The 13190-nt window shown below is 31.6% G+C and carries 17 protein-coding genes; all 17 read right to left on the reverse strand.

The window, feature by feature from the left end; all coding sequences use genetic code 11:
• Positions 1-52: 52 nt before the first annotated feature.
• Positions 53-514 carry a ComE operon protein 2 gene (locus HMPREF3125_RS11155; protein ID WP_017637104.1) on the reverse strand — a complete coding sequence of 154 codons (462 nt, stop codon included), beginning with the start codon at positions 512-514 and terminating at the stop codon, positions 53-55.
• An 84-nt stretch (positions 515-598) separates the two neighbouring features.
• Positions 599-1276 (reverse strand): helix-hairpin-helix domain-containing protein, encoded by a 678-nt coding sequence (locus tag HMPREF3125_RS11160; RefSeq protein ID WP_070453895.1) that lies wholly within the window; start codon positions 1274-1276, stop codon positions 599-601.
• Positions 1277-1329: 53 nt separating this feature from the next.
• The gene (locus HMPREF3125_RS11165) at positions 1330-2049 is read right to left on the reverse strand and encodes a class I SAM-dependent DNA methyltransferase (protein ID WP_017637102.1); all 720 of its coding nucleotides are present in this window, start codon (positions 2047-2049) and stop codon (positions 1330-1332) included.
• 2 nt (positions 2050-2051) lie between these two features.
• Positions 2052-2405 (reverse strand): ribosome silencing factor, encoded by a 354-nt coding sequence (gene rsfS / locus HMPREF3125_RS11170; protein WP_029055723.1) that lies wholly within the window; start codon positions 2403-2405, stop codon positions 2052-2054.
• Entirely contained in the window at positions 2406-2990 is a 585-nt protein-coding gene (yqeK, locus tag HMPREF3125_RS11175) for a bis(5'-nucleosyl)-tetraphosphatase (symmetrical) YqeK (protein ID WP_017637100.1), read from the reverse strand.
• Complete coding sequence (locus HMPREF3125_RS11180; protein ID WP_070453897.1) at positions 2980-3552, reverse strand: nicotinate-nucleotide adenylyltransferase; 573 nt, start codon at positions 3550-3552, stop codon at positions 2980-2982. Before HMPREF3125_RS11180 ends, yqeK begins: the two co-directional genes overlap by 11 nt.
• A complete protein-coding gene (gene yhbY, locus HMPREF3125_RS11185) occupies positions 3552-3842 on the reverse strand; it encodes a ribosome assembly RNA-binding protein YhbY (RefSeq protein WP_017637098.1) in 291 nt (96 codons plus the stop codon). The genes HMPREF3125_RS11180 and yhbY overlap by 1 nt, the downstream gene beginning before the upstream one ends.
• A 2-nt stretch (positions 3843-3844) precedes the next feature.
• Positions 3845-4651 carry a shikimate dehydrogenase gene (aroE, locus tag HMPREF3125_RS11190; protein ID WP_070453899.1) on the reverse strand — a complete coding sequence of 269 codons (807 nt, stop codon included), beginning with the start codon at positions 4649-4651 and terminating at the stop codon, positions 3845-3847.
• Between the two features lie 12 nt (positions 4652-4663).
• The gene (yqeH, locus tag HMPREF3125_RS11195; protein ID WP_046466751.1) at positions 4664-5764 is read right to left on the reverse strand and encodes a ribosome biogenesis GTPase YqeH; all 1101 of its coding nucleotides are present in this window, start codon (positions 5762-5764) and stop codon (positions 4664-4666) included.
• Positions 5765-6292, reverse strand: coding sequence for a YqeG family HAD IIIA-type phosphatase (locus tag HMPREF3125_RS11200; protein WP_029055719.1), 528 nt, complete (start codon positions 6290-6292; stop codon positions 5765-5767).
• A gap of 24 nt (positions 6293-6316) precedes the next feature.
• Positions 6317-7003, reverse strand: coding sequence for a 5'-methylthioadenosine/S-adenosylhomocysteine nucleosidase (gene mtnN, locus HMPREF3125_RS11205; RefSeq protein ID WP_046466753.1), 687 nt, complete (start codon positions 7001-7003; stop codon positions 6317-6319).
• A 196-nt stretch (positions 7004-7199) separates the two neighbouring features.
• Positions 7200-8435, reverse strand: a complete 1236-nt coding sequence (locus tag HMPREF3125_RS11210; RefSeq protein ID WP_070453901.1) for an NRAMP family divalent metal transporter — start codon at positions 8433-8435, stop codon at positions 7200-7202.
• Between the two features lie 11 nt (positions 8436-8446).
• Positions 8447-9199, reverse strand: a complete 753-nt coding sequence (gene pxpA, locus HMPREF3125_RS11215; protein WP_017637092.1) for a 5-oxoprolinase subunit PxpA — start codon at positions 9197-9199, stop codon at positions 8447-8449.
• Entirely contained in the window at positions 9199-10560 is a 1362-nt protein-coding gene (locus tag HMPREF3125_RS11220) for an acetyl-CoA carboxylase biotin carboxylase subunit (RefSeq protein ID WP_017637091.1), read from the reverse strand. The genes pxpA and HMPREF3125_RS11220 overlap by 1 nt, the downstream gene beginning before the upstream one ends.
• Before the next feature lie 14 nt (positions 10561-10574).
• Positions 10575-11024: an acetyl-CoA carboxylase biotin carboxyl carrier protein gene (locus HMPREF3125_RS11225; RefSeq protein WP_029055716.1), complete on the reverse strand. Its 450-nt coding sequence runs from the start codon at positions 11022-11024 to the stop codon at positions 10575-10577.
• A gap of 3 nt (positions 11025-11027) precedes the next feature.
• Positions 11028-12032, reverse strand: coding sequence for a 5-oxoprolinase subunit C family protein (locus HMPREF3125_RS11230; RefSeq protein WP_029055715.1), 1005 nt, complete (start codon positions 12030-12032; stop codon positions 11028-11030).
• Positions 12022-12753, reverse strand: a complete 732-nt coding sequence (gene pxpB / locus HMPREF3125_RS11235) for a 5-oxoprolinase subunit PxpB (RefSeq protein WP_029055714.1) — start codon at positions 12751-12753, stop codon at positions 12022-12024. Before pxpB ends, HMPREF3125_RS11230 begins: the two co-directional genes overlap by 11 nt.
• Between the last annotated feature and the right edge of the window lie 437 nt (positions 12754-13190).

Below are 13190 nucleotides of genomic sequence, written 5' to 3' on the forward strand. Positions count from 1 at the left end.
AATAACCAAAGTATCCCTACTAGAAATGATATTGCAATATAAAACAATAAACTTAACCTTGAGTTAAATACTTTGCAACATAATCTGGTGAAAATGGAATTTTTTTGTATTCTATTCCAGATTGATCCAGTAACTTCATGGCATACTCGTGATTATGGTAATCTTCAGCGTAATAAATCGTCTTTATTCCTGCTTGAATGATTGATTTTGTACAATTAAGACATGGGAAATGTGTGACATAAATTGTTGCACCTTCAGTCGATACACCTTGCTTTGCACATTGTAATAACGCATTCATCTCAGCATGAATAGTTCTTATACAATGGCCATCTTCAATCAAACAACCCTCATCGATACAATGTACTTCACCAGCTACGGATCCATTATAACCGCCTGCAATAATACGGTTGTCTTTAACTATCGTCGCGCCAACCGATAATCTTTGACAAGTTGATCTTAATGCTAATAAGTGGCTTTGTGCCATAAAATATTCTTCCCATTTTATTCTTTCCATGATGATCTATGCCTCCATCGTACTTAATTAAAATAATAATTATAGCTTACTCATTTTAAATTCATATTGCAAATGCAACTCTTATTACACAGTAAAATAAGCCTTTAATTTTTCAAATGTCTTTGGTCCAAATCCTTTTATATTTTTTAAATCTTCTATGCTATTAAAAGCACCATTTTTATTTTTATAATCTATAATTTCTTTGGCTTTAGAAGGACCTATACCGGGAACTTTCAGTAATTGCTCTTCTGTCGCTACATTCAAATTAATAGTTGATTGTGTATTATCAACCGTATTACTGGTAATTTGTTCTTGTATATTTTGAGAAGTCTTTTCTCCCTTTTCAGGTATGTAAATTAACTTTTGGTCTATTAATTTTTCTGATAAATTAATTTGTTTAGTATCAGCATTATTACTTAATTGCGCTTTCTTTAACAAGTCAATGATTCTATCAGAACTGTTCATTTTATATACATTGGGATGCTTTACTGCCCCCTTTATATCGACGTATATAACTTTATTTTCCTTTTTTGCATCAGAATCTTTAGTTTCGCCTTGATGACGTTTAGATAGAGTTTCTTTTTTATCTGTTTTATTACTATAACTATCTGTATTTGATTCAACATATGTTTGTTGACTTTTGTCTTCATTATGATTCATAGAATAAGATAAAACTGCTATAAAAATAATTGCTATTCCAATTCCAATATATAGTTGATACGGTGTCAAAATCTTTATTAATTGTGTTAATTTAGAAAGCAAAAAATCACCCCTTCATACTAATTAACGTATGTCAGCGTGATTTTACTTTATATTTAATGTTTTTGAGCTACAAAAAATAATCGATCTGCCTGTTCATCATCTTGATTCATATTGAAATCTGTAAACGTTTTGACTAAAGTTAATCCACATTTTTCCAATAATTGAGTATATACATCTTTTTCAAATGTACGTTGATAATGTTCTTCGTCAAATCTTTGATATAAACCATTTTCTCTTTCAATAAAAAATGACATTTGATGAATAACGCTTAATGGTTCCGCTCCTTTTAGAGCATCCCATCCTAAAAATAAATGTTCTGCTTCATCTATATAACTTTGGTCACTAAATAATGTAGTCATTTTAGCAACGGTATGTACATCAAATATTAACAAACCGTTATCTTTCAAATGGTTATAAACACATTTAAAAGTATCTTCAACATTGTCTAATGTAGGTAAATAGTTTAATGAATCACAAAAAATAGTAACAATATCAAATTGATGATCTAATTGAAAATTCGTCATGTCTCCTTCTAACCAATTGATTTGATTAGATTTTTGAGAGGCAATGGAAAGCATATCCGGACTAATATCCATGCCACTAACATTTCCTAAATCATTTAACATACATGTTAATGTACCTGTACCACATCCAATATCAAGGATATCGGCATGATGATTAGCATAAAATTGAACTATATCAAACCATGATTCATAAGGTTGATCTTGTGTGAGTTGATCATAAACCAAACTCATTTCTTCATATTGAGACATAATTAGTAAACAACCTGTCCGTATGATTCGATTGGAGCATCTTGATATAATTTCTCAATATTATAATAAGATCGTTCATCTTTATGGAAGATATGAACAACTACATTGGCAAGGTCAATTAGAACCCATCTTGCATCTTGATAACCTTCCATTCGTTTAACATCGATATCATGTTCATGAACTGCTTCTTTTACAGCTCTAGCAATTGACTGAACTTGACGTTCATTATTACCATGACATACAACAAAATAATCTGTCATATCACTGATACCTTGCATATTAAGAGAAATAATATCTTCTGCTTTTTTGTTCTCTGCTGCATCAACAGCAATGTTTAACAATTTGTCTGAATTCATTTAATCATCCTTTATTCTTTCATCACTATAGTTATAATAATTTAGACAAGCAATCGTAGCACCGTAAACTGTAATATCTTTTTGAATTAAAAATAGTACTGTACGCTTAGAAATTTCATAAATTGTTTTATCTAAGCTACCTTGATTGTATGCCATATCTCTGATTTCTTCAACTCCTGGAGTCTTACGACCAGGCTCTATATAGTCAGCTATAAATACTAGTTTTTCTGTTTTTGTCATTTGTTGACGACCAGTTGTATGATATTTAATAGCTAACAAAACTTCTTCATCTTTGACATCAAAGTCATTTTCCATTATTGCTGAACAAACCGGTCCATGCAAAATTTCTCCACCGTAACTCAATAAATCAGATTCTAAATCATACTGTCTCACTGTTTGATACATAGTACTTAAATCATCATATTTACAATAATCATGAAGTACACCAGCTAGTTCAGCTTTATCTTTATCGCCATCATAGATTTCTGCTAATTTTACAGCTGTCTCTGCTACTCTAAGTGAATGTTTAAATCGCTTTTCTGGCAATTTCTCTTTGACTAACTCTATAGCATTTTCAATTTTCATATAATCCTTCCTCTCGAATATAATGTTCAACGCTTTGAGGAACTAATATTTGAATAGACTGTTTCGCTTTAACACGTTCACGTATCATTGAAGAACTAATATCCATTCTAGGAATAGTGATAGATATCATACCTTCTTCAACAGACTGTACATCTTTCTCTCTATTAACCACTATAAATGTAATCAATTTCTTTAATTCATCAATATTGTACCATTTATCTAATTGATCGTATTGATCAGTGCCTATAATGAAGTAGAATTCACTATTAGGATGTGACTTTATTAATGATGATAACGTATCATAAGTATAGCTTTGCCCTTTTCTTTCTATTTCTTCTTCACTAATTTTACCAAAACCTAAAGTAGCAATTGCTAACTCTATCATTTTAATGCGTTGTGATGCTTCTAGGAAATCAGAATGTTCTTTTAAAGGAGACATATAACTTGGTAAAAAATAAAATTCATCTGGCTTGATGACATGATACACTTCACTAGCTACCATCATATGAGCGATATGAATCGGGTTAAATTGTCCACCATATAAAATAATTTTCTTTTTCATTATGGTAACGTAATTTCTTTATTATCCTTTGATTCTCTGTATAAAACAATCATAGACCCTATGATTTGAACAACTTCACTATTCGTAGCATCACTTAATGCAGTAGCAAGTTCTGATTTATCATCAAAATTATTTTGTAATACGTGTATCTTAATTAATTCGCGATTCTCTAAAGTATCGTCAATTTGGTTAATCATATTTTCATTTATACCACCCTTACCAATTTGGAAGGTTGGATCAGTATTATGTGCTAAACTACGTAAATATCTTTTTTGTTTTCCAGTTAACATAATTAAACTCCTTTTAATTTATCTATTATTGATTGTTTCATCATTTTAATATCGGCTTGGTATCCAGTCCATATTTTGAAACTTTCAGCGCCTTGATATACAAACATGTCTAATCCATTATAAATCGGATTACCTTTATTTTCCGCTTCTAGTAAAATTGGTGTTTTATACGGAATATATACGATATCACTTACTAAGGTGTCTGTGTTTAAATTCTTGAGACTGATGGGTAATTCTTGATTATTATCCATACCAGCAGGTGTTGTATTAATAATAATATCGAACTCATCTAAGTGGGATTCAGCCTGTTCTAGAGTTATCTGATTAACATTTAAATGCCATGACTCAAATCGTTTCATCGAACGGTTAGCAATCGTTAATTTCGGTTGAACAAATTTAGTTAATTCATTTGCTATACCCTTACTAGCTCCACCAGCGCCTAAAATTAATATATATGCATTTTCTAAATCATTATAAACTTGACGCAAGCCAGTAACATAACCTATCCCATCTGTATTGTATCCAATCCATTTACCGTCACGTACCATTACTGTATTAACAGCACCAACAGTTGTAGATTGTGAATCTATTTCATCTAAAAATGGAATAATACGTTCTTTATGTGGGATCGTAACATTAAATCCATCTAATTTTCTTTCTTTAATTATTTCTTTAATGTTATGAAATTGATCTTCAGGTATATCAATTGCTTCATAAGTATAATTCAAACCCAAAGATGCAAAATTATCAGTATGCATAAGTGGTGATAAAGAGTGTGAAATTGGATGTCCAATTACTGCAAATTTCACGTTTATCCCTCCTTATAATATCGAATTTCTTAAAATGACATCTACATTTTTAGGTACTCTAACTATAACTTTTGCACCAGCATCAATTGTAATAAATCCTAGTCCAGAAATCATTACGTCTCGTTTTTCTTTGCCTGTTTCTAATCGAACAGCTTTCATTTCACTCATATTAAATTGATTAGGATCATGAGGTGGTGTTAACAAATCTCCAATATGATTTTTCCATAAATCATTGGCTTTTTCTGTTTTAGTTCTATGAATATTTAATTCATTTGAAAAGAAACATATCAATGGTCTTTTTCCACCTGAAACATAATCAATTCGAGCTAAACCACCAAAGAATAATGTTTGTCCTTCATTTAGTTGATATACTCTTTGTTTGATTTCCTTTTTAGGCATAATTAATTTTAATTCTTTTTCTGTGACAAAGTGAGTCATTTGATGTGATTGAATAATACCAGGTGTATCAAACATAAATGATTTTTCATCTAATGGAATATCTATCATATCTAATGTAGTTCCTGGGAATCTAGACGTTGTGACAACATCTTTTTCACCTACACTAAGCTCTATCAATTTATTAATTAATGTTGATTTACCTACGTTAGTTGTACCTACAATATAGACATCTTCCTGTTGACGATGTTTATTGATTGAATATAATAGATCTTCAATACCCTGTCCTTTTTCAGCTGAAATGAGTACAACGTCTTCAGACTCAAGACCGTATTTCTTAGCAGAACGTTTCAACCATTCTTTTACACGACGTTTGTTAATTTGTTTTGGAAGTAAGTCCATCTTGTTAGCTACTAAAATAACTTTTTTATTACCAACAATGCGTTTAACTGCATTAATAAATGAACCTTCAAAATCAAATACATCTACGACATTAACAACGATACCGCTTTTATCTGATAATCCAGAAAGTAAATTTAAAAAATCTTCGCTATCAAGTCCTACATCTTGTACTTCATTATAATTTTTTAATCGAAAACATCTTCTACAAATAACATCTTCTCTAAACATATTATGTTCCGGTACATAACCTGGTGCGTTTTTATCTTCTGATTGCAATGGTGCGCCGCAACCTATACATTTCAATTCATCACTCAATCAATTTTCCTCCCATTTAATATAACCTTTTTTCCTGAAGTGATTTAATAATCTTCTTTCAATTAAGCGATTAAACTTGGTAATAAACCCGTCAGTACGTTTAACAGGTACAACCATAATCGTATATAAACCATTACGATTACCACCAAAAACATCTGTTAACATTTGGTCACCAACTACCACTGTTTCACTAGGTTTGATGCTCATTTGTTTAATTGCTTTTTTAAATGCTTTACCCATCGGTTTTCTAGCTTTACAAATGAAATCTACATTTAAATCTTTTGAAAATTCACCTACACGTTGTTCATTGTTGTTTGACACAATTGTGATTTGTATGCCTTTTTCTCTTGCTTCTTTAAACCATTGTTTAATTTGTTCAGTTGGCGCGACAACATCCCAACCTACTAGTGTGTTATCTAAATCTGTGATAATACCTTTTACACCAGTTTCAGCCAATTTATCAACATTGATTTCGAATACTGACTTTACATATGCATTAGGCATAAAATAATGTTTAATAATACCCATTGAATTGTCACCTTTACTCTTTAATTATAATTTTCCGACTAATAATTCTACCATTTCACTTGATGAAACAGCTGCTTTTCCTAAAAATTCCTCGAATGTCATATCTGCTTCGCCATTAGCTAAATCAGAGACAGCTCTCGTAATAATAAATGGAACTTTAAATTGATAACATGTTTGAGCGATAGCAGTTGCTTCCATTTCAACAGCCATTGCGTCGCTAAATTGAGTTTTTATCGTTTTTCTTTGTTCTGCACTTCCTATGAAACTATCACCACTTACAATAAGCCCAACTTTAGCATTTAAATTTTGTTGTTTTACAACTTCAATTGTTTCATTTATTAAATTTTGATTTGCTTCATATTTTTCTGGCATTTGTGGGATTTGACCCAATGCATAGCCAAATGCTGTAGCATCTGCATCATGGTAAGCTACATCATCACTGATTAATACGTCTCCTATAGATAAGTTTTCATCTAGTGCTCCGGCTGAACCTGTATTTAGGATGTATTTAGGATTAAATTTTTCGATTAACAATGTTGTGGAAATAGCTGCATTAACTTTGCCAATACCACTTTGAGTAATGACTACTTCTTTTTGATTAAGTTCACCTTTATAGAATTTAACATGAGCTACATTAATTTCGCTTAAATTCACTAATTTATCTTTTAAAATGGCAACTTCTTCTTCCATTGCACCAATAATACCTATCATTATTGTCCCACCTTATCTTATTATACTAGCATTTGTTATTCTATCACATTTTATAGCTTTCAACGACAATAGGTTAGTATTTAACTAATATATAATCGTATGTTTTAAGTTATAAAAAAAGCGTTAATACTACACATTTATTAACTAAATGAATAATATTAACGCATATTTATTATCTTAATTTAATATTACAATCTTAGCCTTTCCACAAACTAGCTAAATCTTGCAATGAGAAGATGCCAGTTAAGATAGTTACTAATACTGCAATAATTCCGAACACTAACATCCAAGTAGGGTGTTTATAATCACCAACAATCGATTTCTTTCTACTCGCTATTAAAATTACACTTAATGTAATCGGTAAAATCCAACCGTTTATTACGCCTGCTATGATTAATAAGCTAACTGGTTTACCAATAAACAAGAAGATTAAAGTTGAAATAACGATAAATGAAATAACGATTAAATTATTTTTATTGAACAAAGATTTATGCATTGTCTTTAAGAACGTTGCGCTTGTATAAGCTGATCCAATAACAGAGGACATTGCTGCTGCAAAAATAACGAGTCCAAAAATGTTCTTACCAATTGGTCCAATCGCATGTTCGAACACTGAAGCTGGTGGATTCTCAGAACTTAATGTAACACCAGTTACAACAACACCTAAAACTGCCAAGAATAGTAAAGTACGCATCACACCAGTAGTTAAAATACCTGCAATAGCTGAATGATTCACAAACGGCAAAAAGTCTTTACCTTTTATACCAGAATCTAAAATTCTATGGGCACCAGCAAAAGTTATGTAACCACCAACCGTACCACCTACAAGTGTGATAATTGGTAAAATCAACTTAATTGGATGTTCAGGAGCAAATGTATGTACTAGTGCATCACCATAAGGTGGATTGGACACTACCATGACATAGGCTACAACAAGGATCATAACAACTCCTAAAATCATAGACACAACATCCATAATTTTTTGACCACTTTTACTAACAAATATTAAAATAGCAAAAATAGCCGTTATCGCAGCACCCCATTTTACATCTAAACCAAACATCGCATTTAGTCCAAGACCTGCTCCGGCTATATTACCTATATTAAATGCTAAGCCCCCAAATGCAATTAAAATCGAGACAACTGTTCCAAGACCAGGCAGTATTTTATTAGATACTTCTTGGCCTCTTAAACCAGTTACAACAAGTACACGCCAAATATTTATTTGAGCTCCAATATCAATAATTATAGAAATGAGAATAGCAAATGCAAAACTAGCATAAAATTGTGCAGTAAATACTGCTGTTTGTGTTAAAAATGCTGGACCGATAGCTGATGTAGCCATCAAAAATACAGACCCTAATAACAACCTTTTATGATTTCTAGTAAATTGAGCTTTCCCATTATGATTTGATGATAGTTTTTCTCCCATCTAAAAACCCCCTATAAAGTTTGGATATCAATGCCTTCTTTCGTTAATTTTTCTCTTATTTTTGTTACGAATTCAAGCGCATGTGCGCCATCTCCATGAACACATATTGTGTCTGCTTGAAGAGTGATTTCCTTATTATTTTTTGAAATGACTTTATTCTCAGTTACCATTTTTACAACTTGTTCCAATGCTTCTTCAGAATCAGTAATCACTGCATCCGCTTCTTTACGACTTACAAGTTGACCATCATCTTCGTATCGACGATCAGCAAATACTTCTGAAGCTGTCTTTAATCCAACTTTTTCTGCTTCTGAAATAAGTAATGTATTAGCTAAACCAACAAATACAAGACTTGAGTCAAAATCATAAACTGCTTTAGCAATAGCATTTGCTATAGCTTCATCTTTAGCACCCATTTGGTACAATGCTCCATGAGGCTTAACATGATTCATTTTAACGTCGTGTATTTGACAAAAGCCATTTAATGCGCCTAATTGGTATACTACAATGTTATATATTTCATCAGGTGTCATATCTAATTTACGTCTACCAAAACCTTGTAAATCAGGTAAACCAGGATGTGCACCTATACCAATGTTATTTTTTTTAGCTAATTGAATTGTTTCATTCATTACATTCGCATCACCAGCATGAAAACCACAAGCAATGTTTGCTGATGTAATTAGAGGAAGAATATCTTTATCTCCACCAAAAGAATAATTACCAAATGCTTCGCCTAAATCGCAATTTAAATCAATTTGCATTATAATTCCACTCCTTTACTTATTTGATGTTTTTCAAGGAATTTAATATCAACATCTTTTGCGTCTCCATCTGAATATGCAGGATAGTTTAATACTGCATAAAGGAAATCTGCTGTTGTTGTAAAACCATCGATAACCATTTCATCTAAAGTTACTTTTAACTTTTGAATTGCGCTAGCTCTATCTGCACCTTTTACAATTACTTTTGCTACTAAAGAATCATAATAAGGAGATACTTTATATCCTGGATATAGAAGTGAATCTACTCTAACGTTAAAACCTTGTGGTAAGTGTAATGCATTTACTTTACCTGGTGTTGGTTGGAAATGCTTTTCAGGATTTTCAGCATTGATTCTTGCCTCAATTACATGACCATTAAACTTAATGTCTTCTTGTTTAAAAGGAAGCTCATCATGTTGTAGTAGATAAAGTTGTGCAAGTAATAAATCTCTGTCAGCACGCATTTCTGTAACAGTATGTTCTACTTGAATTCTTGCATTCATTTCAATGAAATAATGTGCATCTTCAGTAACTAAAAACTCAATCGTACCTGCACTTCTGTAATTTGAAGCTTGAGCAACTTTAACTGCATCATCACAAATACGTTGGCGTCTTTCCTCAGTTAGTGCAGCACATGGAGATTCTTCAATTAATTTTTGATTTTTTCTTTGTACTGAACAATCACGTTCTCCTAAATGAACAAAATTATCTTTTCCATCTCCAATAATTTGAACCTCAACATGTTTAGCAACAGGAATAAAGGCTTCTACATATACTCGGTCATCATTAAAGTATTTTTGTCCTTCACTTTTAGCTTCTTTTAACGCTTTTTCAAGATGGTCAGGTTCTTTAACAATACGTATTCCTTTACCACCGCCACCACTTGCAGCTTTTAAAACAACAGGATAACCAATGTCTTCTGCCAGTGTTTTTATTTCTTCTACAGTTTTAACTTCATCTGTTGAACCAGGTATAACAGGAACTCCAGCACCATCAACAGTTTGTCTAGCTGTAATTTTATCTCCCATCATTTCCATAGTTGTTTTATTAGGTCCGATAAAATTGATATTATTATCTTCTACAGCTTTAGCGAATGTTGTTGACTCAGATAAAAATCCATATCCCGGATGAATAGCATTCGCACCAGTTACCTCTGCAGCACCTATGATTCTAGGAATATTTAAATAACTATCTAGTGGATTTGCTTCACCAATACAAACTGCTTGATCAGCTAATCCTACATGTAAGCTATCTTCATCTCCTTTAGCATATACTGCTACAGTTTCAATGCCCATCTCTCTACAGGCACGAATAATTCTAACAGCAATTTCCCCTCTGTTTGCAATTAAACATCGATACATTTACTTGTACCCCCTTACTTCAACGTTACTAAAACTTGGTCATATTCAACATTAGTTCCATGATCGACAACAATTTCAGCTACTTCACCAGCAATATCACTAGTAACTTCATTCATTACTTTCATAGCTTCAATGTAACCAATAACATCGCCTTTTTCTACTTTATCGCCGACTTTAATTTGAGGTTCTGTTAATTCTTTACTATCTTGTAAAAAGAATGTTCCGACCATTGGTGATTTGATCGCATTTTCTTCAGATTGAACATCAGTTTTTTGAGAATCTTGTTGATTTACACCATTTGATGTCGCACCATTTTGAGCTTGAGGTACATTGGTAGGCTGTGCTAATACTTGTCCTTCTGTAAAATCTAATTCAATTTCACTTTCAAAATCTTTATATTTAAATTTTTTCACATCATTAGCTTTGACTAGTTTAATGATTTCTTCTATTTTTTTAGTATTCATTGATTAAATATCTCCTTTAAGTAGATTCGCTAATTTTTTTGATGTTTGTCTTAACATAGATAGTTCGTATAGCGGTTGTTTTTGTATATTTGATAATTCGTCTTCAAATTGCTCGTTAAATGTTGCAGATTCATTTATAGCATCTTCAATTGATATCCATTTAAATTGCACAGCTTCTCCTGGTTGTAATTGAACTAATTTATTTAATCCTAGTTGTGTTACTGTTGCAATTTTTGTATAGCCCCCAACAGTTTGTTTATCATTTAATAATACAATAGGGTTTCCATCATTTGGAACTTGGATACTGCCTAAGGCTACTGGTTCAGAAATAATATCTGCAGATTCTTCGGGTGGGATACTTTCACCTTTTAAGCGAAATCCCATTCTATCTGACATATCTGAGATAATAAATTCATTTTCAACTAATTTTGCTTTAGCCTCTTCTGAAAAAGCTTCAATTTGTGGCCCTTCGACAATATGAATCACATTGTCTTCATAGTTTAAATTTATTTCTGCAGCTTGACCTACATATTTCTTATATTTAGGTAATGATACTGTATCTATAACATCATCTTTCTTTAATGCACGACCTTTAAAGCCACCCATTTTACTTCTAGTATGCGTTGCATAACTATTTGCAACTTTTAGTATATCCAATGGTTGACCAAATGTAATGTAACCTCGAGCGCCTTTAATAGCATTACCGATTTCCAAAATATCACCTTGATGAACTTCATAGATGACTTGTGTCTGTATAGGGTTCCCGTTTAATTTTGCATTAAACTGTCCACCAGTAATGGTAAATGAATTATCACTTAAAAATTGTATAGATGGGCCTACAATTGTATATTCAAGTGAAGGGCCTTCATTACCGATTAGATGCTTAGCAATCAAATAGCTAAATTTATCAAGTGCGCCAGCTTCCGAAAAACCTAAATTCATATAACCTTTTCTTCCTTCATCTTGAACGGTTGTGAACAAGCCTGGCTTTATAATTTTAATACTCATTGTCGTAAGTCACCCACTTATCTAATTCAAAATTTCCAGCATTAATATCTGCTTGAATTTGTTCAAATTCATCTTGTGTAATCGCTTTAAATTGAATATAGTCACCAGCTTCATAGATTGTCATTGGCTCTCTATCTAAATCAAATACTTTTAGCGGCGTACGTCCAATAATTTGCCAACCACCTGGTGAATCTAAAGGATATAAACCAGTTTGGTTATTTGCAATACCAACTGATCCTGCTTCAATTTTTACTCTTGGCTCTGAACGACGAGGTGTATGTATACGTTCGTCTAGACCACCTAAGTATGGAAATCCTGGCATAAAACCTAACATATATATTAAGTAGGGTTGTTGTGTATGTATCTGGATTACTTCCTCAGTTGTTAATTGATTACTAGAGGCAACTTCTTCCAAATCAGGTCCAAATTCTTCACCATAAACTACGGGTATTGTTACTACTTTTCGTTGTTGTAATTGATTTGATTCTGAGTCATTAAATTGATTAAGTTCTAAATTTTCAATTAATTTAGTGCCATCAATACTTGTGTTATCAAACGAAATCAAAATAGCTCTATATGAAGGTACTATATCTATGATTTCTTTATGATTTTGTTCCTTAATATATTGAACTAATTTATTTACTTTATTATATGTATCTTTAGTAATTTCATTATCAAAATAAATCATTAAAGATTGTTCATTTATCAATCTAGTTTCCAACTTACCAATTCCTCCCCTTTTATAGGACTAGTTTGTTGTGCTATATTATTGTATCATTTTATTTGCGTGATTGTTTAATAAATTATTCTAATTATTAGTAATAACCAATTTCTCAATTCATTCTAAGATTTACATTTACTAATAATAATTACTAACTATTCAAAAAATTCTTTATTATATTTAATCATAATAATTTTAATTTGTCACTGTAATCGTTATCACCAAATAAGTTTTCCTTATTAAAATGATTGCATTAAATTAAAAGATTTTTCAAATGTCTCACTTAAATATTAAACATTCCAAAAAATCGCAAGGGAGTGGGACAGAAATATAAAGCACTACTCCTAATTTTATTAGGTTAGTAGTACTTACACATTAGCTTTAGCTAAGGTGTACATTAATGGAACACATGAGTTGAACTCATGCGTAAGAAATAC

The sequence above is a fragment of the Staphylococcus sp. HMSC13A10 genome (genome assembly GCF_001808005.1).
Lineage (GTDB): Bacteria > Bacillota > Bacilli > Staphylococcales > Staphylococcaceae > Staphylococcus > Staphylococcus pasteuri.

Coding starts and splice junctions, on each gene's coding strand:
- HMPREF3125_RS11155 (WP_017637104.1), bottom strand. CDS start 514: ATGGAAAGAATAAAATGGGAAGAATATTTTATGGCACAAAGCCACTTA.
- HMPREF3125_RS11165 (WP_017637102.1), bottom strand. CDS start 2,049: ATGTCTCAATATGAAGAAATGAGTTTGGTTTATGATCAACTCACACAA.
- rsfS (WP_029055723.1), bottom strand. CDS start 2,405: ATGAATTCAGACAAATTGTTAAACATTGCTGTTGATGCAGCAGAGAAC.
- yqeK (WP_017637100.1), bottom strand. CDS start 2,990: ATGAAAATTGAAAATGCTATAGAGTTAGTCAAAGAGAAATTGCCAGAA.
- HMPREF3125_RS11180 (WP_070453897.1), bottom strand. CDS start 3,552: ATGAAAAAGAAAATTATTTTATATGGTGGACAATTTAACCCGATTCAT.
- yhbY (WP_017637098.1), bottom strand. CDS start 3,842: ATGTTAACTGGAAAACAAAAAAGATATTTACGTAGTTTAGCACATAAT.
- HMPREF3125_RS11200 (WP_029055719.1), bottom strand. CDS start 6,292: ATGGGTATTATTAAACATTATTTTATGCCTAATGCATATGTAAAGTCA.
- mtnN (WP_046466753.1), bottom strand. CDS start 7,003: ATGATAGGTATTATTGGTGCAATGGAAGAAGAAGTTGCCATTTTAAAA.
- HMPREF3125_RS11210 (WP_070453901.1), bottom strand. CDS start 8,435: ATGGGAGAAAAACTATCATCAAATCATAATGGGAAAGCTCAATTTACT.
- pxpA (WP_017637092.1), bottom strand. CDS start 9,199: ATGCAAATTGATTTAAATTGCGATTTAGGCGAAGCATTTGGTAATTAT.
- HMPREF3125_RS11220 (WP_017637091.1), bottom strand. CDS start 10,560: ATGTATCGATGTTTAATTGCAAACAGAGGGGAAATTGCTGTTAGAATT.
- HMPREF3125_RS11225 (WP_029055716.1), bottom strand. CDS start 11,024: ATGAATACTAAAAAAATAGAAGAAATCATTAAACTAGTCAAAGCTAAT.
- HMPREF3125_RS11230 (WP_029055715.1), bottom strand. CDS start 12,032: ATGAGTATTAAAATTATAAAGCCAGGCTTGTTCACAACCGTTCAAGAT.